General features: G+C 63.1%; 29 protein-coding genes and 1 pseudogene. 19 read left to right on the top strand and 11 right to left on the bottom strand.

Annotation, left to right across the window (positions count from 1 at the left end; genetic code table 11):
* Positions 1-16: 16 nt before the first annotated feature.
* On the bottom strand, positions 17-1,249 hold the full coding sequence (locus tag CS1BSM3_RS03045) for a 3-methyl-2-oxobutanoate dehydrogenase (2-methylpropanoyl-transferring) subunit alpha (protein WP_072385487.1): 1,233 nt from the start codon (positions 1,247-1,249) through the stop codon (positions 17-19).
* 51 nt (positions 1,250-1,300) lie between these two features.
* Positions 1,301-1,552: a hypothetical protein gene (locus tag CS1BSM3_RS03050; protein ID WP_072385488.1), complete on the bottom strand. Its 252-nt coding sequence runs from the start codon at positions 1,550-1,552 to the stop codon at positions 1,301-1,303.
* A gap of 178 nt (positions 1,553-1,730) precedes the next feature.
* On the opposite strand from CS1BSM3_RS03050, the gene CS1BSM3_RS03055 reads away from it, so the two are divergent.
* Positions 1,731-2,192 carry an Lrp/AsnC family transcriptional regulator gene (locus CS1BSM3_RS03055; protein WP_072385723.1) on the top strand — a complete coding sequence of 154 codons (462 nt, stop codon included), beginning with the start codon at positions 1,731-1,733 and terminating at the stop codon, positions 2,190-2,192.
* Between the two features lie 114 nt (positions 2,193-2,306).
* On the opposite strand, the gene CS1BSM3_RS03060 is transcribed toward CS1BSM3_RS03055, so the two are convergent.
* Positions 2,307-2,954 carry a glutathione S-transferase family protein gene (locus CS1BSM3_RS03060; protein ID WP_072385489.1) on the bottom strand — a complete coding sequence of 216 codons (648 nt, stop codon included), beginning with the start codon at positions 2,952-2,954 and terminating at the stop codon, positions 2,307-2,309.
* 233 nt (positions 2,955-3,187) lie between these two features.
* Here CS1BSM3_RS03060 and CS1BSM3_RS03065 point away from each other — a divergent pair, with 233 nt between their 5' ends.
* The 4 genes and pseudogenes from CS1BSM3_RS03065 to CS1BSM3_RS03080 all read left to right on the top strand — a co-directional run bounded on the left by CS1BSM3_RS03065 (position 3,188) and on the right by CS1BSM3_RS03080 (position 4,952).
* A complete protein-coding gene (locus tag CS1BSM3_RS03065; RefSeq protein WP_072385490.1) occupies positions 3,188-3,553 on the top strand; it encodes an iron chaperone in 366 nt (121 codons plus the stop codon).
* Between the two features lie 235 nt (positions 3,554-3,788).
* Positions 3,789-4,370: pseudogene (locus CS1BSM3_RS03070) on the top strand (UdgX family uracil-DNA binding protein); the annotation flags it as partial.
* 71 nt (positions 4,371-4,441) lie between these two features.
* Positions 4,442-4,726, top strand: a complete 285-nt coding sequence (locus tag CS1BSM3_RS03075) for a hypothetical protein (protein WP_072385492.1) — start codon at positions 4,442-4,444, stop codon at positions 4,724-4,726.
* The gene (locus tag CS1BSM3_RS03080) at positions 4,719-4,952 is read left to right on the top strand and encodes a hypothetical protein (RefSeq protein ID WP_072385493.1); all 234 of its coding nucleotides are present in this window, start codon (positions 4,719-4,721) and stop codon (positions 4,950-4,952) included. The genes CS1BSM3_RS03075 and CS1BSM3_RS03080 overlap by 8 nt, the downstream gene beginning before the upstream one ends.
* Before the next feature lie 61 nt (positions 4,953-5,013).
* On the opposite strand, the gene CS1BSM3_RS03085 is transcribed toward CS1BSM3_RS03080, so the two are convergent.
* Positions 5,014-5,928 (bottom strand): AraC family transcriptional regulator, encoded by a 915-nt coding sequence (locus CS1BSM3_RS03085; RefSeq protein ID WP_072385494.1) that lies wholly within the window; start codon positions 5,926-5,928, stop codon positions 5,014-5,016.
* Between the two features lie 100 nt (positions 5,929-6,028).
* Between CS1BSM3_RS03085 and CS1BSM3_RS03090 the strand changes: the two genes are divergently transcribed.
* The 5 genes from CS1BSM3_RS03090 (at position 6,029) to CS1BSM3_RS03110 (ending at position 10,927) form a co-directional block, all read left to right on the top strand.
* Complete coding sequence (locus tag CS1BSM3_RS03090; RefSeq protein WP_174263612.1) at positions 6,029-6,772, top strand: SDR family oxidoreductase; 744 nt, start codon at positions 6,029-6,031, stop codon at positions 6,770-6,772.
* A gap of 217 nt (positions 6,773-6,989) precedes the next feature.
* Complete coding sequence (locus CS1BSM3_RS03095) at positions 6,990-8,540, top strand: winged helix-turn-helix domain-containing tetratricopeptide repeat protein (RefSeq protein ID WP_072385496.1); 1,551 nt, start codon at positions 6,990-6,992, stop codon at positions 8,538-8,540.
* Between the two features lie 219 nt (positions 8,541-8,759).
* Positions 8,760-9,758: an MBL fold metallo-hydrolase gene (locus tag CS1BSM3_RS03100; RefSeq protein WP_072385497.1), complete on the top strand. Its 999-nt coding sequence runs from the start codon at positions 8,760-8,762 to the stop codon at positions 9,756-9,758.
* Between the two features lie 135 nt (positions 9,759-9,893).
* On the top strand, positions 9,894-10,307 hold the full coding sequence (locus tag CS1BSM3_RS03105) for a cupin domain-containing protein (protein WP_174263613.1): 414 nt from the start codon (positions 9,894-9,896) through the stop codon (positions 10,305-10,307).
* A 185-nt stretch (positions 10,308-10,492) separates the two neighbouring features.
* A complete protein-coding gene (locus CS1BSM3_RS03110; RefSeq protein ID WP_072385499.1) occupies positions 10,493-10,927 on the top strand; it encodes a PAS domain S-box protein in 435 nt (144 codons plus the stop codon).
* Between the two features lie 44 nt (positions 10,928-10,971).
* Here the strand turns inward: CS1BSM3_RS03110 and CS1BSM3_RS03115 are convergent, their stop codons facing one another.
* Both CS1BSM3_RS03115 and ctaD read right to left on the bottom strand, forming a co-directional pair.
* A complete protein-coding gene (locus tag CS1BSM3_RS03115; protein WP_174263614.1) occupies positions 10,972-11,568 on the bottom strand; it encodes a Tim44/TimA family putative adaptor protein in 597 nt (198 codons plus the stop codon).
* A gap of 72 nt (positions 11,569-11,640) precedes the next feature.
* Positions 11,641-13,248, bottom strand: coding sequence for a cytochrome c oxidase subunit I (gene ctaD, locus CS1BSM3_RS03120; RefSeq protein WP_072385501.1), 1,608 nt, complete (start codon positions 13,246-13,248; stop codon positions 11,641-11,643).
* Positions 13,249-13,430: 182 nt separating this feature from the next.
* On the opposite strand from ctaD, the gene CS1BSM3_RS03125 reads away from it, so the two are divergent.
* Positions 13,431-14,294 carry a LysR family transcriptional regulator gene (locus CS1BSM3_RS03125; RefSeq protein WP_072385502.1) on the top strand — a complete coding sequence of 288 codons (864 nt, stop codon included), beginning with the start codon at positions 13,431-13,433 and terminating at the stop codon, positions 14,292-14,294.
* A 25-nt stretch (positions 14,295-14,319) separates the two neighbouring features.
* Here CS1BSM3_RS03125 and CS1BSM3_RS03130 read toward each other — a convergent pair whose 3' ends face one another.
* Complete coding sequence (locus tag CS1BSM3_RS03130; RefSeq protein ID WP_072385503.1) at positions 14,320-14,766, bottom strand: Rrf2 family transcriptional regulator; 447 nt, start codon at positions 14,764-14,766, stop codon at positions 14,320-14,322.
* A gap of 103 nt (positions 14,767-14,869) precedes the next feature.
* On the opposite strand from CS1BSM3_RS03130, the gene CS1BSM3_RS03135 reads away from it, so the two are divergent.
* The 7 genes from CS1BSM3_RS03135 to CS1BSM3_RS03165 all read left to right on the top strand — a co-directional run bounded on the left by CS1BSM3_RS03135 (position 14,870) and on the right by CS1BSM3_RS03165 (position 19,811).
* Positions 14,870-15,325 carry a hypothetical protein gene (locus CS1BSM3_RS03135; protein WP_072385504.1) on the top strand — a complete coding sequence of 152 codons (456 nt, stop codon included), beginning with the start codon at positions 14,870-14,872 and terminating at the stop codon, positions 15,323-15,325.
* A gap of 9 nt (positions 15,326-15,334) precedes the next feature.
* Entirely contained in the window at positions 15,335-15,682 is a 348-nt protein-coding gene (gene fdxA, locus CS1BSM3_RS03140) for a ferredoxin FdxA (protein ID WP_072385505.1), read from the top strand.
* A complete protein-coding gene (locus CS1BSM3_RS03145) occupies positions 15,679-16,134 on the top strand; it encodes a hypothetical protein (protein WP_083528195.1) in 456 nt (151 codons plus the stop codon). Before fdxA ends, CS1BSM3_RS03145 begins: the two co-directional genes overlap by 4 nt.
* Before the next feature lie 30 nt (positions 16,135-16,164).
* Positions 16,165-16,602, top strand: a complete 438-nt coding sequence (locus CS1BSM3_RS03150; protein WP_072385506.1) for a group III truncated hemoglobin — start codon at positions 16,165-16,167, stop codon at positions 16,600-16,602.
* Between the two features lie 279 nt (positions 16,603-16,881).
* The gene (locus CS1BSM3_RS03155) at positions 16,882-17,556 is read left to right on the top strand and encodes a carbonic anhydrase (protein WP_244540408.1); all 675 of its coding nucleotides are present in this window, start codon (positions 16,882-16,884) and stop codon (positions 17,554-17,556) included.
* 328 nt (positions 17,557-17,884) lie between these two features.
* Positions 17,885-18,667, top strand: a complete 783-nt coding sequence (locus CS1BSM3_RS03160; protein ID WP_072385508.1) for a 3-hydroxybutyrate dehydrogenase — start codon at positions 17,885-17,887, stop codon at positions 18,665-18,667.
* Between the two features lie 385 nt (positions 18,668-19,052).
* Positions 19,053-19,811 carry an outer membrane protein gene (locus tag CS1BSM3_RS03165; RefSeq protein WP_174263615.1) on the top strand — a complete coding sequence of 253 codons (759 nt, stop codon included), beginning with the start codon at positions 19,053-19,055 and terminating at the stop codon, positions 19,809-19,811.
* A gap of 93 nt (positions 19,812-19,904) precedes the next feature.
* Here the strand turns inward: CS1BSM3_RS03165 and CS1BSM3_RS03170 are convergent, their stop codons facing one another.
* Positions 19,905-20,942, bottom strand: coding sequence for a DUF1236 domain-containing protein (locus tag CS1BSM3_RS03170; protein ID WP_072385510.1), 1,038 nt, complete (start codon positions 20,940-20,942; stop codon positions 19,905-19,907).
* 196 nt (positions 20,943-21,138) lie between these two features.
* Between CS1BSM3_RS03170 and tenA the strand changes: the two genes are divergently transcribed.
* Positions 21,139-21,801 (top strand): thiaminase II, encoded by a 663-nt coding sequence (gene tenA / locus CS1BSM3_RS03175; protein ID WP_244540409.1) that lies wholly within the window; start codon positions 21,139-21,141, stop codon positions 21,799-21,801.
* Between the two features lie 32 nt (positions 21,802-21,833).
* Here the strand turns inward: tenA and phnA are convergent, their stop codons facing one another.
* From phnA to CS1BSM3_RS03190, 3 genes are read right to left on the bottom strand one after another with little or no spacing between them, the layout of a single operon-like run.
* Positions 21,834-23,066, bottom strand: a complete 1,233-nt coding sequence (phnA, locus tag CS1BSM3_RS03180; RefSeq protein ID WP_244540410.1) for a phosphonoacetate hydrolase — start codon at positions 23,064-23,066, stop codon at positions 21,834-21,836.
* Between the two features lie 17 nt (positions 23,067-23,083).
* A complete protein-coding gene (locus tag CS1BSM3_RS03185; protein ID WP_072385513.1) occupies positions 23,084-23,401 on the bottom strand; it encodes a hypothetical protein in 318 nt (105 codons plus the stop codon).
* Positions 23,402-23,431: 30 nt separating this feature from the next.
* Complete coding sequence (locus tag CS1BSM3_RS03190) at positions 23,432-24,355, bottom strand: ketopantoate reductase family protein (RefSeq protein ID WP_072385514.1); 924 nt, start codon at positions 24,353-24,355, stop codon at positions 23,432-23,434.
* Between the last annotated feature and the right edge of the window lie 13 nt (positions 24,356-24,368).

Genomic DNA, 24,368 nt, shown 5'->3' on the forward strand with positions numbered 1-24,368 from the left:
GGTCCAATACCCTCAATCAGTACCCCGCCTCCTGCCGCTGCCGACGCAGATGCGGCGGCATCTCCTTGAAGACGTCGACGAACATGTCGCGGCCCGAAGCCTTCGGCCCGGTGTGCAGCGTACCGAAGCTCTCCGCCTCCTTCTGCGCAGCGATGACCTCTGCCTCGACCTCGGCGACGGCCTGAGCATGGCGCTCGTCCGACCAGAGCTGTTTGACTATGAGGTGGTTTTTCAGCCGCTCGACGGGATCTCCGAGCGGCCAGGCTTCGGACTCCTCCTTGGGCCGATAGGCGGAGGGATCATCCGAGGTCGAGTGTGCCGCGGCGCGATAGGTGACGTATTCGATCAGCGTCGGCCCAAGGTTGCGGCGTGCGCGCTCGATCGCCCATTTCGCGACGGCGTACACGGCCGGATAGTCGTTGCCGTCGACGCGCAATGCCGGGATGCCGAAGCCGTGACCGCGCGCAGCGAATGTCCCCGAGCCGCCCCGCGCGATACCCTGGAAGGTCGAGATCGCCCACTGGTTGTTGACGATGTTGAGGATCACCGGCGCCTTGTAGGTCGAGGCGAAGACGAGCGCGGAATGGAAATCGGACTCTGCCGTCGAGCCATCGCCGATCCAGCCGGCGGCGATGCGCGTGTCGCCCTTGATTGCCGACGCCATGGCCCAGCCGACGGCCTGCGGATACTGCGTGCCGAGGTTGCCGGAGATCGAGAAGAAGCCGTGCGCCTTGGAGCTGTACATGACGGGGAGCTGGCGCCCCTTCAGCGGATCGCGGCTATTGGAGTAGATCTGGCACATCATGTCGACCAGCGGATAGCCGGACGCGATAAGCAGCCCCTGCTGGCGGTAGGTCGGAAAATTCATGTCGCCGGGCTCGAGCGCCATTTGGAAGGCGCACGCAATCGCCTCTTCACCGGTGCACTGCATGTAGAACGACGTCTTGCCCTGCCGCTGTGCCATCTGCATGCGCGCATCGTAAGCACGCACCTTCATCATCGTCCTGAGGCCCGCGAGCAGCGCCTCGTCGGAGAGCTCCCCGGCCCATGGACCCACGGCTTCACCGGCGCGGTTGAGCACGCGGATGATGGAATAGGCGAGGTCACGGATTTCCTCGGGCGCCGTGTCGACCGGTGGGCGGCGCACGCTGCCCGCGTGCGGGATGGTGACCCCGCTGAAGTCAGGCTTCGTGCCTGGCCGGAACTCCGGCTCCGGGACGTGCAGCCTGAGACTGGGAGCACTTGTCATCTCTCACACCTCCTGCCCTGAGTGCCGACGTGAGGCGGATGCCGAAAAGCCTCAGCTACGCACAGCCTCACACTCGATGTCGCATGTCAGGTCGTAAACCCCGATGCATGAGGACACACGCTCGCGGAGCGTTCCCACGGTCAACAGCTCGTGTACGTCAATAGCGATGGAGATGCGGAAACCACCATCGGCCTCACTGTCGACGCGCAGCGAGGCGAGATGAAACCCCATCTTGCGAATGGCATCGAGCGCCCGACAGACATGATCGAGCGGATCGGGTGAGCGGAACGCAAGAGTGTGCATGGCCGGGCCTGATTGTGTGGCTGCCGAACCCTAGCGAGAGCCATGGAGAATGTCCTTCTGAACATTCTTGAGAATGCCAGCATTGAGAAAGAATATCGGGCCATATGGCACAATGCGCGGTATAGTCTTCTGCATGAGGCAGGATGGCCTCGTGATCTTCCAAGTTGCGGCCGAACCGATGAAACCTCTCGACGACCTCGATCGCGCCATTCTCCGCGAGTTGCAGGCCAACGCCCGCATCTCGAACGCTGACCTCGCCGAGCGCGTCGGTCTCTCGGCGAGTCCCTGCTGGCAGCGGGTCAAGCGGCTCGAGGACAACGGCTACATCGAAGGCTACGTGGCGGTCCTAGGCCAGAAGCGGTTGGGGCTTCCCGACACGGTCATCATCGAGGTCACGCTTGAAAAGCATGATGACGAGGTTCTGGAGCGCTTCGGTCGCGCGCTGGCCGATCTGTCCGAGGTGCTCGAAGCGTATCTCACGACCGGCGAGTACGACTACTTCATCAAGGTCGCCGTAGACGGCACCGAGGGCTACGAGCGCTTCCTGCGCGAACGTCTCTATCGCATTCCCGGCATTCGCCACACGCGATCGTGCTTCGCGCTCCGATGCCTCAAGCGGCGGCTGTCTGTATCGCCCTAGATTTTCAAACTCGGAGGGAGCGTTCGGGGTGCCGAGGTGTGTGCCCTGAACGCTCCTGGGCGATCGTCCTGGCGCGAAAGGGCTCGCCTCTCCGACGGGCGAGAGAGAGACACGCTAAGCTGCATCCTGGCGGAAATCCGCAAGCTGCGCCTGAAGGGCGCGCCCGAATGCCGGCCGGGCAATGCAGCGCTCGACATAAGCAGCGAGCCGCTCGTCGCGCTTCACGATATCGGTGGCGTCCAGGATGCGCAGCACCGTCGACATCATCAAGTCACCCGCCGTGAACTGAGCGCCGTCGAGGTAGGGCTTGTCACCCAATGCATTGGACAGGCCAGCGAGACGACGCCCGAGAAACTGCACGGCACTCGGACGGCGCAGCTTTGCCCATTCCTCATCGGCGTAGAAGAGGTCGATGAGGGCGATGTTCACGACATGCGGCTCGATGGAGTTGAGCGCGGCAATGACCCACTGTGCGGCTCGCGCTCTGGCACCGCGATCGCGCGGCAGCAAGGCCTCGCAGCGCTCGCCGATGTGAAGCACGATGGCGCCGCTCTCGAAAAGAACGAAGCCGTTCTCCTCGAAGATCGGCACCTGTCCGAACGGCTGCATGTGCCGATACTCGGGCTTGTCCTGGTCGCCCTGCTCGAGAAGGCGCGACTTGTATGGTAGCCCGGCCTCCTCAAGCGCCCAGCGGACACGCAGATCGCGGACCTGCCCGCGCGCAAATTGAGGGACCCAGCGGAAGGCGGAGATGGTGATCATGGCGCTACTCCTGCTTCGTCGTTTGCAACTGCCCGGAGGACGATCCGATCGGCTCCATCCCGACACTGGCGCGAACATTTTTCCTGTGATCGGGTTTCGCGCCCGCGCAGCCCAGCGATCGGCCTTCTTCCGGCTCAGGCCGCGTGCCAACCTCTCATCGCAGGAGGGACGATCCGATGTGAACCGCGCGCGGATTGCGATGCGACCTCCAAGAGCGATGGGAAGTTCCCGCCATGGTGCAATCGAAAACAGCGAGCGTGGACGAATGGCTCGATGGTCTCGCGGCGTCCGATCGGCCGCTCTTCGAGCAACTGCGCGCCGTCTGCCGCGAGGAACTGGCCGGCTGGGATGAGCGCATGCAGTGGGGGATGCCCGGCTATGGTCCGCCCGGCCGCGACAACGCCGTAAGCTTCAACAGGCAGAAGCGCCATATTGCCTTCTACGCAGGGCCGACGGCCATTGAGCGCTTCCAGGATCGGCTCGCCAACCTCGATTGCGGCAAAGGCTGCGTCCGCTATCGTCGTGCCGACGAGGTCGACTTCGCCGTGGTGCGGGCCATGTTGCGCGACATCCATGCGCGCGGCGGCCCCATGTGCTGAAGAAGAGCGTGGCTCGGCTATAGCTCTCCGACGCGTACGTCGTATGAGCGCTGAGTGCGACACCCCGATCGGGACCATCGGCAGATTGCTGTACTGCGCTCAGTCGCGTGAGCCCTCATGCTGCGGAACTCATTGCCACCCTGCAGGTTTATCTACGTGGGGTTGAGAGGCCGTCATGCCGATCACGGAGGAGCTGAGGCAGGGTCCCGGCGAACGAGGCGCGTCGGAGGTACGTACGCTGTCCGAGCTCAATGCGCTCATCTCGAGAGCCGATCCCATGCTGACGGCGCCGACCCATCCGGTGCTCGGCGAGGGCCCGGTGGGAGCTGAGCTGGCGCTCGTTGGCGAGCAGCCGGGGCACCAGGAAGATCTGCAAGGCCGTCCATTCGTCGGGCCCGCAGGACAATTGCTCGATCGCGCACTCGCAGAGGCGGGCATTGAACGCGATCGCACTTACCTCACCAACGCCGTCAAGCACTTCAAGTTCGAGGAACGCGGCAAGCGGCGCATTCACAAGAAGCCTACGGCGGGCGAGGTGCGCCACTATCGATGGTGGCTCAGGCGAGAGCTGGAGCTGGTGCATCCGCGTGTCGTGGTGGCGCTCGGCGCGACGGCAGTCCTCGCGATCACAGGTGATCCTCGACCGATTGGGCAGTTCCGCGGCCCCGCCGAGCTGGACGGACACAGAGGATACATCACGGTTCATCCTGCCTATCTCTTGCGCCTCCCAGATCGGGAAGAACGCCATCGCGCCTTCCAGGAGTTTGTTTCGGATCTGAAGAGGGCCCATTCGCTGAGCCAGCATGTGAAGCGCTGAGCGACCGATCTCAGCGCTCGAGGTCCCGAACCAAATGAGCTCGCTTGCGTTCGCCCTTAAAGGAGGACGCCATGACCCCACGTGAACTGAACATTGTCGATGGCCCCGACAAGCCAGCCCTGCAGTGGTCGCTGACCAAACCGGGCGAGTGCGTCGTCCACTTCCGTGTGGAGGGCGATGCATACGACGCACAGATCGCGCGCATGGACGAAGGCGAGGACGGCTTCACATTCGGTTTGCGTGGCCACCTCACGTCCGGCGAGCTGAAGGGGCACCCGTTCGAGGCCGTTTACAGCATAGAGACGCGCTCGGGTCGGATGCGGGTCGATACAGAGAGAGGAGCAGCTCATGGCTAGGTGTGATGTCTGCGGAAACGACTACGACAAGTCGTTCAAGGTTGTTCAAGGCCAGCACGAGATGACATTCGACAGCTTCGAGTGTGCCATCCATGCCATGGCGCCCCGCTGCAGTCATTGCGAGTGTCGCATCATGGGCCACGGTATCGAGGCAAACGGAAAGCTCTACTGCTGCGCACATTGTGCGCGACACGAGGGCGTCAAGGGCGTGGCGGATCGGGTTTGAGCCCGACATCCAGCAGCGGAACATGATGTTCCCGAAGCCGCGCGCGTTCGCGCGTGACGCTTCAGACCGGCGCAGCTTGCCGCATCTCTCGGGCAAAGCGGCCGGGCGCCTGGCCAACATGGCGTGCAAACGCGGTGCTGAACGTGCTTGCCGAGCTGTAGCCGACGCGCTCGGCCACCACATCGAGCGCGAGATCATCGTGACGAAGCATGTCCTTCGCGACAGCCATGCGCCAGGCGAGGAGATATTCCATCGGCGCCAGACCGACCGCGCGAGAAAAGCGCTCGAAAAAGGCGGAGCGTGACAGCGCAGCCGTCTTTGCGAGCTCACCAACGGTCCAAGATCGCGCAGGATCGGCGTGCATCTCGCGTATGGCCGTTGCCAGACGCGCGTCGGCAAGACCGCGCAGCAAACCGGGCGGTGCGTCCTGCGTCTGCGTCGTGCGCAAGGCTTCGATGAGCATCACCTCGACAAGACGAGAGAGGAGGAGATCGCGGCCCGCGCGCTGCGACGTCGCCTCATCGCCGACGAACCGCACAAGCGTTCCCAGTCGCTCGGCGCCGCGTACATGCACCAGCGTCGGAAGCAGGGACACCAGCAACTTCGCGTCCGGGGACTCACAATTGAAGTAGCCGCCCAAGAGCCGCACATCCGGGTCGCCGTCGGGCGATCCGTGGCGGATGTCCTCGGTCGGCGATGGCAGGGCGTTCGGATCGATGAACGTGGGCGTCACGGGCTCGAAGCAGGACAGGGTGAAGCCGGGCGTCGTCGGCAGGAGCACGAAATCGCCCGCCTCGAGCGTGATTGGCGTCACGCCTTCCACCGCCAGACGGCAGCTCCCCTCCAGGACCGTGCAGAAGCTGGGTTGGCCGAAGTCAGCATAGCGCACGCCCCAGCGACCGGCGCCGCTGATCACCTTCGAGAGCACGGTGCGCGGCCGAAGCAGCGCGATGACTTCCGAGAGCGGGTCGAGCATTTCTGGACGATAACAAAAGAAATATGGATCTTCAATCGTAGATAGTCCGTGTCGGCCTGCGTATCTCTCCTCTCACCGCAATCAACCAGGAGAGATGCACATGAAGACCGTCCTCATCACCGGCTGCTCGTCCGGCTATGGGCTTGAAACCGCACGCTACTTCCATGCGCAGGGCTGGCACGTCATCGCCACCATGCGCACGCCGCGCGAGGATGCCCTGGCGCGGTCGGAGCGCCTTCGCATCCTCGCGCTCGATGTAACCCGACCGGAGAGCATCGCCGCCGTCATGGCGGAGGCTGGCCCGATCGACGTGCTCGTGAACAACGCCGGCGTCGGCCTGATCGGTGTCCTCGAGGCGACGCCCATGAGCAAGACCCGCCAGATATTCGAGACGAACACGTTCGGAGTGATGGCCATGACGCAGGCGGTCATCCCTCAGTTCCGCGCGCGAAGATCGGGTGTGGTGGTCAACGTGACGTCCAGCGTGACCTTGGCGCCGATGCCACTGGTCTCGGTCTACACCGCGAGCAAAACGGCGATCGAGGGTTTCACCGGATCGCTGGCGCACGAGCTTCAAGCCTTCAACGTGCGCGTCAAGCTGGTCGAGCCCGGCTACGGCCCGACCACCCGCTTCACGCAGAACTCCGACACACGCATCGAGGACGCCATCCCGGCGCCGTATATGGCATTTGCCGCACCCATCCTCACGGCGTTCGCGAAGCCGGCCGCGGTGACGACGGAGAGGGATGTTGCCGAGACAGTGTGGCGCGCTGCAAATGATGTATCCGGGCAGCTTCGTTACCCGGCGGGGCCAGACGCCGTGGCCTTGGCAAAGCACAAATAGCCGCAAACGAAACCTGGCCTGCTTGAACGGCGCATTCGAGCAGGCCTTACGGCGCATGTGGCAATTGATCGGATCGAGTTCGGCGTGCCCTTGAGCCGATACCCCACTTCCTCCGGAAACCCTAAGCAGTTCTGTGGCCTGGACCGGTACTTTCGCAGAGGATAATCTGACGAGGTTGCGGGCAAAAATTAACTGAGCTCTGTCATTGGTAGCTGTCATGAATGCTGATGAAATCGCATTCGGCCCGTTTCAGCTCAGTATCATTCGGCGCACTCTGCAGCGTGAAGGCAGGCCCGTCCGCTTGGGCAACCGGGCGTTCGATGTTCTTTGCGCACTGGCCTCCGCGCACGGCGATACCGTCACGAAAGACGAACTGATCGCGCGTGTCTGGCCGAACCAGATCGTCGAGGACAACGCACTGCAAGTCCAGGTCTCCGCCTTGAGAAGGGCACTCGGGGAGACCACCGAAGGACAAAGCTACATCCTCACTGTTCCCGGCAGAGGCTACCGGTTCCTGGGATTTCGACCGCACGCGCCAGAGGACATCGATCATTCTTCCGCCCGCACGACATCCTCTCCTCCGAGGGGATCCGTCGTCGTGCTTCCGTTCCGCAACATGAGCAGCGACCTGGAGCAGGAGTACTTCGTTGACGGCGTCGTCGAGGACATCATCACCGGCCTCTCACGCATCAAGTGGCTCTCCGTCATCGCGCGCAACTCGAGCTTCATCTACAAAGGCAGGACCGTCGATGCCAGGCAGGTCGCGCGCGAACTTGGCGTGCGCTACGTGCTCGAAGGGAGTGTGCGCAAGGCGGGCAACCGCATCCGCGTCACGGTCGAGCTGATCGATGCGGAGACCGGCGCGCCACTCTGGATCGAGCGCTACGATCGGCTTCTGTGCGATATCTTCGCGCTTCAGGACGAGCTGACCATGAGTGTCGTCGGCGCCATCGAGCCGACTCTCAGGAGGGCGGAGATCGAACGCGTCCGCCGCAAGCGGCCGGAGAACCTCGACGCCTATGACTTGGTGTTGCGGGCCATGCCTCACGTGCACAGCCATCTGGCGGCCGAGGCATCGGACGCGATCCCGCTCCTGCGCCGCGCGCTCGAGCTCGAGCCCGATTACCCGGGGGCCCACGCCGCCCTTGCCTTGTGCCATCATTCCCGTTTCAGCCGCGCGGGCCTGCATGAGGAGGACCGGGCAAACGCGGTATTTCACGCGCGCGCCGCATCGGTCGATGTAGGGGACGACGCGACGGCCCTTGGCATTGCCGGGTTCGTCATATCCCTGATCGAGCACGACCATGCGACGGCGCGCAAGCTGTTCGATCGCGCTCTCGCACTCAGCCCGTGCGATATCTTCACGCTCTGGTGCAGCGCGATCGCCCTGTCGTGGATGGGCGAAACCGAAGTCTCGATCGAACGTGCCGAGCGGGCCCTGCAGCTGAGCCCCTTTGATCCACTCAACTATCTTGCCTACAACGCTCTCGCCATCTCACACTTTCAAACGGGCCGCTATCAGGAAGCCTATGATTCCGCGCGCCGCTCGGTACTGCTAAGCCCGCGCTTCAGCGTCTCCCAATCGTTTCTCGTGGCATCGTTGATGGGCCTTGGGCGCGACCAGGACGCAAGGATGGCGGCTCAGCGGCTGCTCGCGCTCGATCCGAACTTCTCCGTCCGTCGCTTTGCCGTGACTGTCGACATCAAGCCAGAGGTTTTCGCTGCCTTCGCGGGCGCGTGGCGCGCGGCGGGCGTTCCTGAGGGCTGATGTTCACCTGGGCCATTTCAGCCCCTGAAGTTCTTTTCAGATCCGGCTCATTGCCAGCTTCCACTGAAGCAATCCTTGGATGTTCGAGCAATTCTCCCCGGTGGCGTCCAGCAAGGAGCGCGCACGGCCTCAGCACTTTTCAGGCCCTGGGCCCAAGCCCTGTCGATGGGGCGCGACCTATCCTCCCGGGCATGATTTGAGACGCTCCTGGAGGCTTCCATGGCGCAATTTTCTCGTCGTCAGATGATTGCAGGCAGCCTGTCCGCCGCGGCCCTTGCGCCAGTCTGTCACCTCACACCAGCACGCGCAGCGGCACCGCAAATTGGAAAGCAGGCGCCGGGGTTCTATCGCTATCGGCATGGGGATTTCGAGGTCACCGCTGTCACGGATGGCGCGATCAGGCAGCCGCTCGCGGACAGCTACGTGGTCAATGCGAGCCGCGACCAGGTCAATGCGGCGCTCGGGGCAATGCACCTCGAAAGGGACAGAATATTCGCGCCGCTGACGCCGGTGGTCATCAATACAGGCACGAGGCTGGTCGTCATCGATACAGGACTTGGGCCGGCAGCCTTCGAACAGAGCAAAGGGGCGGGCGGCCAGTTCCACACCAACCTCCGGGCGGCCGGCATCGATGCTGCGGCGGTCGACGCTGTCGTCCTCTCACACCTGCATCGCGACCACGTCGGCGGCCTGCTCACCAAGGATGGTCATCCGGCTTTTCCAAATGCGGAAATTTTTGTTCCTGCCGCCGACTGGCGCTTCTGGTCCGACGACGGCAACCTGACGAGGATGACGGCGGGCAGCATTCCCGAGATCAATTTCAGGAACAACAAGCAGGTCTTCGCTTCCCTGAAGAACAGGGTGACCCTGTACGATGCCGACAAGGAAGTGCAGCCGGGCATTCTGTCAGTGCCGGCCTACGGACACACGCCGGGCCACACGGCGCATCTTGTCACCTCGGGCAATGCCAAGGTTCTTCTGCAGGCCGATCTGACAGCCTTCTCGGCGACGCTGTTCGTCGCCAACCCCGGCTGGCACGTCTTCTTCGATATGGACGGCGCCGCCGCCGAGAGCAGTCGCAGGCGCATCTACGACATGGCGGCAAGCGAGAAGCTGCTCGTGCAGGGCTATCACCTGCCGTTCCCCTCGCTCGGTCAAATCGAGCGCCAGGGAAGCGCGTACCGGTTTGTGCCTGCCACCTGGAACTCATCTCTCTGAGAGCCCGCATCGGCAATCGGCCTCGACCGCGCGAACCTATGCGCGTGATCGCAGGCCGGGAGATCGAAGCCCGATCGCCTTCTCACTACCGCGTCGCGAATTGGCCAACCGCAGAAGATAGAAGGAATGGGAAATATGAGACTATCGAAAGCAGTTGTGCTGGCTGGATGTGGCGCCATTCTCGCGGCCGCGGGAACGACGTGGATCCAGGCTCAGACACCATCGACGGCGCCGAGCCAGATTCTGGCGACCGACCTCGTGAACATTCCCGGGCAGGAAGCCCTGTTCTTCATGGCTGACTGGCGGCCGAACCAGCAGCTTCCCTGGCACGCTCACCCTGAAGGCCATGAGTTCGTCTACGTTATCCAGGGTGCGGTGACGTTTGAAATCGATGGCGTTGGTTCGCGCACGGTGAAGGCCGGCGAGATGCTCTACGTGCGCCCCGATGTGCCGCATCGCGCGCAGAACGCGCATGATGGATCGTCCAGAACTCTGGTCGTCCGGATCAAGGACAAGAGCAAGCCGATCATGGTCGGCGTACCGCGGTAGCGAATACCCGAGTCTGGATCGCGGGAGCACGGCCCTGGCCGCTCGCGTTCAAGAGCGCAGATATTCTGCACATACCGTACAGGAACATTCATTTGCCCGCGTTCCATTGTCGCTCCAAACAATAGGGGCACGGGCCGTGCCCAAGCGCATGGTTCTCTTCGAGTTGCAGGCTGGAAGCGCACGCAATGCAGACCGACGAACTCACAGCTCGGATCGGGGAAGCCATCCTTGCCAGCGCCGCCGATGCCATTCTCGCGACGGACCGGGAGGGCACGGTCAATTTCTGGAATCCGGGCGCCGAACGTCTGTTCGGCTTCAGCAAGAAGGAAGCGATCGGCGCCTCGCTCGATCTGATCATCCCGGAGCGCCTGCGAAAGCGCCATTGGGATGGCTGGCTGCATGTCATGCAGAGCGGCGAGACCCGCTATGGTGCCGGTGATGTCCTGGCCGTGCCGGCCATGACCAAGGATGGACGGCAGATCTCCGTCGAGTTCACGATCATTCTGTTGCGGGACGCCGACCAGAAGATCGTCGGCATGGCCGCAGTCCTGCGCGACGTCACGAGGCGCTTCGAGGAAATGCGGCGTCTGCGGCGCCAGCTAGCAGAGCGCGCCCGGTAGACTTGGCGGGCTCGCAGATGAGGCCATCGGCCCCGCGACGGCAACTAGATGCCGGAGCGGGTTGCCACCAGGCACCATTTGCTGCCTCGCGGCGTCAACTTCCGGGCAAACGTCCAGATGTCCACGCTGCGGCGCGCCACGGGCCTCTCTTCGGTCAGTTCTCCTGCAGCATTGCGACAGACATTGAAGGCTTCGCCGATGAATCGGACCGAAACCTCCATGTGTGTCGCGTCGACCGTGCCATCGATGATTTCGGGTGTCTCTATGCGCGCGAACAGGGTTTCGACCCGTAGTCCGGCGGCTTCGCGGTCGGCAATCACCTGCTCGAATGTCCGGTACACTTCGGATGAGACGAGACCGAGAAGAACCTCGCGGTCGCCAGCGTTGAGCGCCGCAATGATCGTTTCGTAGCGCTTGAGAGTGTTGGCCAGGAATTCGTCGATGCTCGCGACGGACTCGCGGCAAACGATCTCCGACAGCAGGGCGTCGTGATCGTGTGCGACCGATCGGCCCTCGGGAGACGCACTGGATTGGGTGTCAGTCACCCCCGCGCGTCGTTTGAGCACGTCCTCGGTTACTTCGAGCCGGCTCAGGTGTGCGCGCCAGCTCGCTGCAATCCAGTAGACGACAAATGCGTACATCAGCCATCCGATGACGGATCCACCACTCTCTTCAGGCATTGCGATCTGTCTCCATCCTGTGCCCTGCCGCGCTCACGCCGCTGGCTTTCCATCGAACCGGGGCAGGGTCTCGAACGAGTGGAAGGGAGGCGGCGACGACAAGGTCCACTCGAGTGTCGTTGCTCCCGCTCCCCAGGGATTGTTACCGGCCGCGCGTTTGCGCCAGAAGGCTTCGGCGACGGTAACAAAGAAGATCAGGAAGCCGGCTGCGGATATGTAGGAGCCGATCGAGGAGATGTAGTTCCACGGTGCGAACGCATCCGGATAGTCGGCGTAGCGGCGCGGCATGCCGGCGAGACCGAGGAAGTGCTGCGGGAAGAACACCATGTTCACGCCGACGAACATGAGCGCGAAATGCAGCCGCCCCAGCCACTCGGAATAGAGATAGCCGGTCATCTTGGGGAACCAGTAGTAGAAGCCCGCGAAGATGCCGAACACGGCACCGAGCGACAGCACGTAGTGGAAATGCGCCACGACGTAGTACGTGTCGTGAAGCACGGTATCGATCCCGACATTGGCGAGCACCACGCCTGTCACGCCGCCGATCGTGAAGAGAATGACGAAGCCGAGCGCCCACAGCATGGGAACGCGGAAGCGGATCGAGCCACCCCACATGGTGGCGATCCAGGAGAAGACCTTTATGCCGGTCGGGACCGCGATCACCATCGATGCGAGCGCGAAGTACCGGGAGGCGTTGAACGACATGCCCACCGTGTACATGTGATGGGCCCAGACAATGAACCCGATCAAGCCGATGGCGACCATGGCGTAGGCCATGCCGAGATAGCCGAAGATCGGCTTGCGGGCGAACGAGGAGACGACGTGGCTGATGATCCCGAAGGCCGGCAGGATCATGATGTAGACCTCGGGATGGCCGAAGAACCAGAACAGGTGCTGGTACAGGATGGGATCACCACCACCGGCAGCGGCGAAGAACGTCGTCCCGAAGTTCCGGTCGGTCAGGAGCATCGTGATCGCACCTGCCAGCACGGGCAGCGATATCAGCAGCATGAAAGCGGTGACCAGCATGCTCCAGGCGAAGAGCGGCATCCTGTGCATGCTCATGCCGGGCGCGCGCATATTGAATATGGTCGTGATGAAGTTGATGGCGCCGAGGATCGATGAGGCGCCGGCGAGATGGATCGAGAGGATTACGAAATCGACCGCCGGCCCCGGCTGCCCTGATGTCGACAGCGGCGGATAGAGCGTCCAACCACCGCCGTGCCCCGCGGCACCGGGAGCTCCCTCGACGAAGCCGGACATGCAGAACAGGACGAAGGCTATGACCAGCAGCCAGAACGAGATGTTGTTCAGGCGCGGGAAGGCCATGTCCGGCGCGCCGATCATGAGCGGCACCAGCCAATTGCCGAAGCCGCCGATGAGCGCAGGCATGACCACGAAGAAGATCATCACCAGCCCGTGCGCGCTGACCATCATGTTGAACAGCATGGGGTCGGCGAAGAATTGGAGCCCGGGCGCCTGCAATTCCATCCGGATCAAGACCGAGAGCGCTGTGCCGACGACGCCCGCAAGGCTCGCGAAGACGAGATAGAGCGTGCCGATATCCTTGTGGTTGGTCGAACAGAACCAGCGCACCCAGAAGGAAGGTCTATCGGCGTGGGGTGTTGCGGCAGCCGTCATGTCACTCTCCCACCGCACGCAGAGTCGGCGCCTCATCACCAAGGGGGACATCGGCACGCGCACTGCGGGGCAAGGCTTTGGTCAGCCGCTCACCATTTTGCCCAGCAAGAAAGAGCAGACAAACGAATTTAATGGGTCCATAAATGCAATAAAAATGCTACTTGGAATTAGGCAGGTGCCCCATGGACATCGAGCTGGCACGGACCTTCATCGAGATCGTCAAGACCCGCAGCTTCGTGCGGGCAGCGGAGCGGCTCAACATCAGCCAGACAGCGGTCAGCGCACGCGTGCGCGCCCTGGAAGAGCGGCTTGGCCGCCCCTTGTTCGTCCGCAACAAGAACGGCGCGTCGCTGACGCCGGCCGGCGAGCAGCTCCTGCGCTACGCGCCGATGTTCGTGCAGCTCTGGGAGAGGGCACGTCACCAGGTCGCCGTGCCGAAGGGACGACGCGCGGTTCTGACCATCGGCGGCGAGCTGAGCCTTTGGCATCCCTGGCTCGTGGACTGGCTGCATTGGATGCGCCGCACCGCGCCGGATGTGGCGCTGCGTGTGCAGGTCGGCCTACCGGAGAGTCTCATCGATCAGGTCGCCGCCGGCGCACTCGACGTTGCGGTCCTCTATGCCCCGCAGTATCGGCCGGGCACGCGCGTCGAGCAGCTCCTCGAGGAGAAGCTGGTGCTGGTTACGACCGATGCCGACGGAAAGGCTGTCGAGCCGGGAAGCTACGTCTATGTCGATTGGGGGCCCGATTTCGCGCATCACCACGAGCTGAGCTTTCCCGACGGAGCAAACCCCGGGATATTCGTCGGGCTTGGGCCACTTGCGCTGACCTACATCCTCGAAGCCGGCGGATCGGGATACTTCCGCAAGCGTGTCGTAGAGCCGCTCATTGCTGATGGAAAGCTGCACCTCGTGGCCGGCGCGCCGAGCCTTGCCTATCCTGTCTATGCCATGTGCTCGGCACATGCCGACGACGAGCTGATCTCGCTCGCGCTGGACGCCCTGCGCGACATCGCTGCGGGGGGCGAAGCGGAGAGGAGCTCCTGAGCGCCAAGCTCAGAGGCTGGCGTCATCAAGAGAGCACGTGTGATTCCGGGTCCAGAACCCTGCGGAAATCACGGGGCTTGAGCGCAATGCTTTCCAGAGTGTGCTCATCGAGCGTATCGAGGAAGGCTGAAAGCGCCTTGTTCAACACGCGCGGCAGGCGGCAGCAGCCCGTAATGACGCACTGGCTCCCTGTTGCAAAGCACTCGACGAGCGCGAAATCCGGCTCCGTATCGCGGATAACGGCGCCCAACCGGATCTCGTCAGCCGGACGCGCGAGCTTGAGCCCGCCAGAACGGCCACGCACAGCCGTGAGATAGCCGGTGCGGGTCAGCGTGTTGACCACTTTCATCAGGTGAGCGCGAGAGATCTGATAGGACGCGGCCATTTCCTCGATGGTGACGCGCCGGTCGCCCGCAGCGTGCACGTACATGAGCACGCGTAGCGCGAAATCTGAGAACTTGGTGAGCTGCATGGGCCCCTGCGTCAGTATGGATTAGATTCATCCTTGACACATCTTATTGGCCTGAGCAACTATCCCATAAGATGCATCATGAATGTATCTTATGAGGGACGCCATGCTCGAGACACTAGAACGCCCCCGCAGCGAAGTGCGCGTTGCACCTTCCAAGCCTGCCCCCTCGAATGCTCAAGAGATCCAGCCCCGAACCGAGGTCGAGGAGGATGACGGGCTCCTGAGGACGGCCGGGCCCATCATGATGGTCTGCTACGGCATTGCCTTTTTCACGGCCGTACTGACGTTCATGAGCAGCGGCGAAGCACTGATCGCCGTCGCAATCAGCATCGGGTTCGCCGTGATGTTCTTCACCGTACCTCTGCTGATGATGCGCGTGCGGGCGCGGCACGATGTGCGCTGGCAGCCGGCGAAAAAGCATCGCCTGAGCGATGAGGTCGACACCTATACAGGTTTCATGGATCGCACATCGGCCGTGACGCATATGGTCATCGTGCCCGTGGCAGTGGCCTTGGCATTCGTAGGCTTCGCCGTGATCTGGACCATGGTTCGCCCGTGAGGCACAGCCATGACCTTTGTCGTCACTGAGAACTGCATCAAGTGCAAATATACGGACTGCGTCGAGGTCTGCCCGGTCGATTGCTTCTACGAGGGCGAGAACATGCTCGTCATTCATCCGGACGAGTGCATCGACTGCGGCGTGTGTGTGCCGGAATGCCCCGCCGAGGCGATCTTCCCGGATACGGATCCGACGATCTCCGACCATTGGCTCGACATCAATCGCAAATACGCAGAGAAGTGGCCGAACATCCTGTCCAAGAGGGCCCCTATGCCCAATGCCGACGCAGAGAACGGCCGCGAGGGCAAGGCTGCGGAGTTCTCGCCCAATCCCGGTCAGACCGAAGACGTGACATGACATCCCTCGTGGCGCCGCTCCTGTTCTTCTGGTCGGGACTGCTCTTTGGCGTCTCGTTCGTGGCAACGCCGGCGAAGTTTCTGGCGCCGAGTCTTCAGCTACCGCAGGCGCTTGATGTCGGACGCTGGACCTTTCATGTCCTGACGCTGATCGAATGGGGTTTCGTGCTGGTTGCCGCTCTGTTGGTCTGGGCCTGTCGTCCTCGGGTGGCCGCGGGCTGGGGCTGGGTGATGATTGCCCTTGTCGCGGTCGCGGCCGTATTGGCGCTCGAGACTGTTGTTGTGCGCCCCATTCTCGATGCGCGCGTTCTGGACATCATAGCCGGGCGCAGTGTTGCGCCGAACATCCTGCACGAAGTCTATATCGGCCTGGAGGCGCTGAAGCTTCTATTGATCCTCGCCGCAGCCATCGCCAGCGCGCGCTGGACGCCAGTGACGGTGCGATCGCAATGACTCTTTCACATGAATTCAGGATAGGCGCCCATGCCCCGTGATCCGCATCCCAGAGCTCCGGGCGCCGAGGTCGGTATCACCGAGGAGATGATTCACGATCTGGTGCACACATTCTATGCGCGCGTCCGCCGCGATCCGCTGATCGGTCCGATCTTCAATGCGCGTATCGATGACTGGCCGGCTCACCTCGAGAAGCTGTGCGCATTCTGGTCGTCGGTGACGTTGATGACCGGCCGCTACAAAGGCACGCCCATGAAGGCGCACGCCGAGCTGCCCGACATCGCGCCCGCGCATTTCGAGCGCTGGCTCGCGCTATTCCAGGCGACGGCCGTCAGCAGATGCCCGTCCGATGCGGCGCAAGTTTTTGTCGATCGCGCCAATCGCATTGGGGCCTCGCTCCAGCTCGGAATTGCCCTCCATCGCGGTGAGGCCATCGTTCCGCCCATGCGGTTCGGCGAAGCGCAATAACATTACATCGCCATTTCAATCGCATGATGTTCGCAGTTTCATCCTGCCGGCTCGGCAAATTTTGCTCGGATGTTTCAATCGGATCTTAAGCCGTGGGAGCCATCGTGCGGCCCGGCAGAGCTCCTCGACTACCTGCTCGGTTGATCGGGAGGCTCGGCCAATAAGGCTGCGAAGCGTTCGTCATCGCAGCGATCCACACATGGCTTGCGGGGCATCGCGATGGCACGAGGGTGCAATTGCTGCGACGGCACGAAACTGAGCCGGCGGGACATCATCGCCTTGGCTGCATCCGCCACGGCCATATCGGCAAGCGCGGTTGTCGGCATCAAGCCGGTGCAGGCGGCCACTCCCTCCGCCTCCGCACTCTCGCCCGATCAGGCGCTCGCAGCCCTGAAAGCAGGAAACCAGAAGTACGTATCCGATCCGCAGGTCTGCACGATGAACCTCGCGCAGCGCCGCGGGGAGGTCTCAGCGCATCAAGAGCCATGGGCAACGGTCATCAGTTGCGCCGACAGCCGCGTGCCGCCCGAGCTGATCTTCGGCGGACTGGGCGTGGGCGAGCTCTTCGTCGCGCGCAATGCCGGCAATCTCGTCGATACGGCGACACTGGGAACGGTCGAATACGGCGCCGCCGTGCTCGGCTCGCCCATCATCGTGGTGCTGGGTCACGGGCGGTGCGGCGCAGTCGCAGCCGCGTGCAAGGTCGTGACTGAGAACGCGACATTCCCCGGTTCGATCGGTCCCATGATCGAGCCCATCATCCCGGCAGCCATCGCGGTTCGGGATAAGCCCGGTGATTTCATCGAGAACGCGATCCGGCAAAGCGCCATTCGGACGGCAGGCCGGCTCGAAGCCGCAAGCCCGATGCTCGCCGGCCTCGTCAAAGCCGGGAAGCTGAAGATCGTCGCCGCCCGCTATGATCTCGACGCAGGCTCCGTAGAGTTCCTCTCCTAGTCTTTCCTGATCTCGGCATCGCACCCGGCCGCGTTGAACGGCCAGGCTGGCGATGAACATCGAGCAATTCTGCGCGAGAGCGACCGCACGCCGCGCCTGATCGACGCCGGCGCATCCCCATATGAAGACTGTGCGGCACAATTGGAGTGCCGAGCACGCCGCAGCACTGCAACTCTTTCACGTGCCGCGCGCTATGTGAGGTGCTGGCAGAAATGCACAGCTCACCGACCTGACCTTGGGCTTCGGCGAGGTCCTCCAGGATTGCCTCGCTTGATGCGACCAGGATCCGATCCGATTTCCCGCTCGCTTTCAAACGAGGATCATCGCCATGTCTCGCTTCGATGGAAGAATTGCAGTCGTCACCGGCGCCGCCAGCGGCATCGGCAAGGAAATCGCGGAACGCTTTGCCGCTGAAGGCGCCACGCCTGTTATCGCCGACCTCAATCTGGCTTCTGCCAAGGCAACAGCCGAGGAGATCAAGGCCAAGAGCGGAGACGCCTTTGCCGTCGCCATGGACGTCACCAACGAGGCTCAGGTCGAGAAGGGCGTGAGCGACATCATTGCCAAGTACGGCAAGATCGACATCCTCGTGAGCAATGCCGGCATTCAGATCGTCAAACCGCTGGTCGATTTTCCCTTCGCTGACTGGAAGAAGCTCCTGTCCATCCACCTGGATGGCGCATTTCTCACGACGCGCGCGTGCCTCAAGCACATGTACGCCGCGAATTACGGCCGGGTCGTCTACATGGGCTCCGTGCACTCGAAGGAGGCTTCCAAGCTCAAGGCCCCCTATGTCACCGCCAAACATGGGCTGATCGGCCTGGCCAAGGTCCTCGCCAAAGAAGGTGCCGAGCACAACGTCACGGCCAATGTCGTCTGTCCGGGCTTCGTCCGCACGCCCCTCGTCGACAAGCAGATTCCCGAGCAGGCAAAAGAGCTCGGCATCTCGGAAGCGCAGGTCATCAAGGAGGTCATGCTGAAAGACACGGTCGATGGAGAGTTCACGACCACCGACGACGTGGCCGATGCCGTGCTGTTCTTCGCTGCAGCCCGCACGAACGTGATGACCGGCCAGTCGGTCGTCGTCAGCCACGGCTGGTTCATGCAGTAGACCTGCAAGCACCATACGGAAGGCGGCTCATGGCGAGCTGCAGCTCGCGAATAGCCCGGCCGAGCGGACGACAGCGGCGTAAGCCTCCGTGATCCCACATGTCGTCCGCCTGCAAGTGCGAGCCCGTAAAGCATTGCATTAATTAGTGAAATTTCGGCGCCGGATGCTGTGTCGCCAAAAATTGCGGCGGCGAGCAGCTCGGCCGGCCTCCTCCCCAAACAGCCATACCGACGGCCGTCCAGGCGCACCCGCGTTGGGCGGTGCCTTCCCGTTGCCGTCCAGCAACGCGCCGCTTTGAAAGTTGCAGAAGCGCACACTTCGCCTGCTACGGCATTCCCGCAAGCTGTTAACAATCTGTGAATAAATTGTGGGGGGAGTGAGTATCGTGCGTAGTTGTTTGCGTTCTGTTGCCCTTGCGCTCGCCGTGCTTGGCGGCGTCGCCGTTTCGGCCCCTGCCAGCGCCGGAAGCAACCTGAGCGAGACGTCCCCGGGTGTTGCTGTCGACTGGTCGGGCCTCTATCTCGGCCTCCACGGCGGCTACGGGTGGACGCGCCAGGACACCGGCCTCGGCTCCGACCTCAAGGTCGACGGCTGGCTCGCCGGTGGCCATGTCGGCCTCCAGAGGCAGTTCGACCGCTGGGTGATCGGCGTCGAAGCCTCGTTCACAGGCGGCACCATGGAAGGCAGCACGACTGTCGACACCGGCGTGATCGGCCTGGCGAACATCAAGGCCAGCGTCAATGACATCCTCCTGCTCACGGGCCGTCTCGGCTACGCTTGGCAGGATCGGCTCTTCTATGTGAAGGGCGGCTATGCCTCGGCCGATTTCGACCTCAGGGTCGACACGATCGGAGGGAGCTACTCCAGCGGGTCGCGGCTGCACGGCTGGACGGCCGGCGTCGGTTTCGAGCGCAAGCTGACCCACAACGTGAGCATCGGCCTCGAGTACAACTACATCGACCTCGGCGCAAAGACCTTCAACTTCGGCGGCTCCACTCCCACTGCGCCGACACTGACGGCGGTCGTCCCGCCGAAGGAATATTGCCCGCCGACGGCACGCCTCGACCCGGACGGCATTCACACCGTCATGGCGCGGCTTACCTTCTCGCTCGGGGACGAGCCCCAGCACATTCCTTACAAGTGATCTCGATCGCCGAGGCGTAGTCGACAAATGTGCCAGCGGCGCCCGAAGCGCCGCTGGCTTTGCTTTCGCTGTGTCTACGTCAACGTCGAATGGTTATTTCTCGACGATCAGCGCGATCTCGTCGCTTGCAGGGTCGACGATTGCGATGTCGTCGTCATAGACGAAGTAGCGGTACTCCCTGAGATCGGGAACGCGCTCGACGACGACGCTCGGCAGAGGCAGAAGCTCGACACCTTGCGGCACGGCCATACCAATGCGGATGTCGCCGATACCGAGCCGGATGGCCGCGCCGCGATCAATATGATCGCGTACGAAGACGCGGTCCGCCTGGGCCAACGTCAGGCGACGATCCCGCATGCCCGCGGTCTGATTGCCGCTGCCGGAGACGACAGCAACGACAGCGAAAGTCGCCGGGTTTACGATGACGATCTCATCACGCACGTAGACGTAGCGGTAGCCGCGGTACGCAGGCACGATCTCGACGATATCAGCGGGCAGCGGATGCAGCACCACGCTACGCGGCACACTGGCGCCGACTCGAATGTCGAAGTTGACGTTCGTTACGCGATTGCTCTCGACGCCGCTGCGCGTGAAGCGCTCGCGAACGGTCGTGCGCTGCTGCTCGGAAAGCTGCGTTACGCCACCCCGATCACGATCGGCCTGACCCTGGCGTGTCCGGTCGCCGCGATCGCGCTGATCCTGACCAGTACGTGCGCGATCCTTGTCCTGGCCACGCTGTTCCTGACCGGTGCGCGCGCGATCCTTGTCCTGCCCGCGCTGCTCCTGGCCGGTACGTGCACGATCCCTATCCCGGCCACGCTGCTCCTGACCGGTGCGCGCGCGATCCCTGTCCTGGCTGCGCTGCTCCTGGCCCGTACGCTGGCGGTCCTGTGAACCCGGCTGACGTTCGGTCGGTTGCCCCGCCGAGCCGCCTTTCGGCTGCACGGTCTCACCGGATCCACCCTGGCGGCCCATGTCACCACCACCGCCGCTGTCCGGCCTCTTCTGCTCAGTCTGCGAGGGGCCAGCCGCGCCACCACCGCCAGGCCCGCCGGTCTGCGCGAAAGCGCCGCCGCCCATGGCGACAATGAGAGCGCACACAGACGCCGTGCGCAAAAGTTGATGCTTCATGACGATCTCCTTTGCTCGTCTACTCGCGACTTCGTATCGACGACGAATGCCATGAGCGCTGGATAGTTCCGCGTTCGCGACGCATGGAGAAACTGCCTTCACGAACGTGAGGACGGACAAACGCAGTACCGACCTTCTGCACGCAATTGCTCGCGTGCGCGTGCGTGCTAACCTGCCGATATCCATGGAGGTGCACGTGCCGAGATTCGACGATTTGAAAGAGCGCTGCCGTGATGACTGGCAGGCCTACTGCCAGCATGAATTCATCCGCCAACTCGGCGCCGGCACGCTCGCGAAAGACGCCTTCCGCCACTATCTCGAGCAGGATTACCTATTTCTCGTCCACTTCGCGCGTGCGTACGGTCTTGCCGTCTACAAGAGCCGCGACATCGCCGATCTGAGGCGCGCGCTCGCGAGCCTCAAGGCGATCGTCGATGTCGAAATGGGCCTGCACATTCAGTACTGCGCAGGCTGGGGCATCAGCGAAGGCGATCTCATGGTGCTGCCCGAGGCGCGCGCGACCATGGCCTACACGCGCTACGTCCTCGATGCGGGAAACCGCGGCGACCTACTCGATCTTCATGTGGCGCTTGCGCCTTGTCTGATCGGCTATGCCGAGATCGCGACGTGGCTCAATGCTCAGCCCTTCGTCATCCACGACGGCAATGCCTATGCCGGCTGGATCGCGATGTATGCGAGCGACGAATTTCAGGCTGCAGCCGCAGGTGAGAGAGCGTGGCTCGACGAGCATCTCGCCACCGTAACACCGAAGCGCTTCGACGAGCTCGCCACCACGTTCCGCGATGCAACGCGCCTCGAGATCGATTTCTGGCAGATGGGCTTGGACCGCCGCTTCTGAAGAACGCAACACGCGCGCAGCGGCCCCGAGCCCTACTCCAGCCGGTTCAACGCGACTTCGAAGGCGTCGAAATTGCGCAGCGGCACAGGCAAGGGTGTCGAAGCGCGACGATTGGCGATCATCGGCACGCGCTGCTCGGAAAGCCCGCCATGCGAGCGCAGTGGCTCGTCGAGGCCCGAAAGATCATGCCGCTCAGGTGAGGTGCCGAGCACCTTGTGCTTCTCCGAAAGCACCACGATGTCGCCGATGCGGTCGGGCGGGAGCGCGAACTGCTGGCAGGCAATGTCCTTGGCGCATGCCATCTCGATACCATCGACGTCCCACAGCCGGCTGAGCAGCTCGGGCACGGGCGTGCCGGACGGAACATGCACGGTCGCGAAGCCACCGAGCGCGCCGTGGTGAGCGACGTAAGGGTCGGTGATCGGCAGGATCACGCGCGCAACGTCCTTGCCGAGCCACTCATCGAACAGCGTCTGGAGATAGATGACGTCCGGCGAACCGTCCGGCAAATGCTTGTCGTTCATGCCGTGGTCGGCCGTGGCGAGGACTGTGCAGCCGAGGCGATCGAGGGTCGCGAGATAGTCGTCGATCATGCCGTAGAAGCTGTTCGCAATGGCCGTGCCCGGGCCAACCTTGTGCTGGATGTAGTCCGTCGTCGAGAGATACATGACATCGGGGCGGAAGCGCTCGACGAGCTTGACGCCAGAGGCGAACACGAACTCGGAGAGGTCCGCCGAGTAGACCTCCGGCACCGGCTTGCCGACAAGCTCGAGCACGCCGTCGATGCCGTTCGCTGCGCGCGTTGCCTGATCGGCGCGCTCCGCGGAAAAGGCGACGGCGCGGCCCGTTGCGTAGTCGAGCCCGTTCGAGAGCAGCAGGCGCAGCTTGTCCTTGGCCGTCACCATGGCGACCTTCGCGCCTGCATTGTGGAAGGCGGCGAGGACGGTCGGCGCGCGCAGGAAAACGGGATCGTTCATCATGACCTCGGCGCCGGCAGCCGGATCATAGAAGAAGTTGCCGCAGATACCGTGCACGGCCGGCGGGCGTCCCGTGATGATGGAAAGATTGTTCGGGTTGGTGAAGCTCGGGATCACGCTCTCGGCATGCGTGTGCAGGCCTTCGCGCATGAAGCGGGCAAACGTCGGCGCAACGCCCGCTTCGATGGCCGCCTCGATGTAACCGGGCTCGGAGCCGTCGAGGCAGATGACGACGGTCGGCCGCTTGGGAAGGCGGTAGCTGCGTCCGTTGCAGGTTACTTCGGCCATGGTCATTCCGCCCTGGTTTACTGCGCCATTCTTGCTCGAAAAGCCGTCTCGAAGCGCTTGAGATTGTAGTTGTTCTTGCCCCAGTCGAAGATGACCGTGCGGAGTGCGCTGTGGCTCGACGCCTCGACGAGCGTCCGCCCGGCAGCGGCATCGCTCAGACGCACGGTCATGACTTCGCCGATGCTGCGCCAGTTGATCGGCGTGCGCGCTGTAACGATCAGGCCGTCGCGGCTGAAACGATAGCAGCGCATGTCGCTGAGCGCCTGCACCATGGGCATGAGCAGATCATCGGGCGTGCCCACGACCTCGAATGAAATCTGCCGGCTGACCGCCATCTTGCCCCCAATGCGCTGCCACCGAAGCGGTCACTTGAAGCCGGATTCCTTGGCCTTGAGCAGCGCCACGACGACCGAATTCACCGGCGTCGCGATGCCGACCTTGGCGCCCTCGCGCGGGATCGCGCCATTGATGTTGTCGACCTCGGCGCGCCGCCCAGCCAGATGATCGAGCAACATCGACGGCCGCGCACCTGGAATCTTCTGGCCGAACTCGCGCACGTAGCGCACGGGATCATCGAAGTCGAGCGTGATGCCCTTGGCGCGCGCCACCTGATAGGCCTCGTGCGCGCAGGCCGCCGCAATACTCAAGGCGCTTGGGTTCGACTGCACCTCGCCGACGCGAAGGCCAGTCAGTGCGCATGGCCCGGAGTACGTGCAGTTGCAGATGAGCTTCTCCCAGACCATCTTGTGGATGTCGTCGAAGGTCAGGACCTTGAAGCCGCCCTTGCGCCAGGCTTCCGCGACGGTCTCGAGGCGGGGCGTCATGCCGCCGTCCATCTCGCCCAAACGCAGGAACTCCATGCCATTGTGATGCGCGTGGCCGGGACCTTTCATCGAAGCGCCGAAGCCGCCGACCACACCGAGCATGATGCGCTTCGAGCCGACCACGTCGGCGACGATATCCGCACTGCCGAGACCATTCTGGATGGCGAGGATCGGTGCATCGGGCTTGCCGATCTGCAGTGCTGCCTTCGCCGCAGCGCCGACGCCGTCGTACTTCGTCGCGACGATGACGAGATCGGCATCCTTCACGTCGGCAGGGTTGGTCGTGGCGTTCATGCGCACCGTGCGATCGCCCGACGCGCCTTCGACGCGCAGGCCTTTCTCGCGGATGGCATCGACGTGCTCTTTCCACGTGTCGATGGCCCAGACGTCGTGCTTGCCCTGGTCAGCGAGCAGCGCGGCATAGACCGAGCCCATGGCGCCGACGCCGATGATCGCGATTTTCATGGGTTGCTGTCCG

Source organism: Hyphomicrobium sp. CS1BSMeth3 (assembly GCF_900117415.1).
GTDB lineage: Bacteria > Pseudomonadota > Alphaproteobacteria > Rhizobiales > Hyphomicrobiaceae.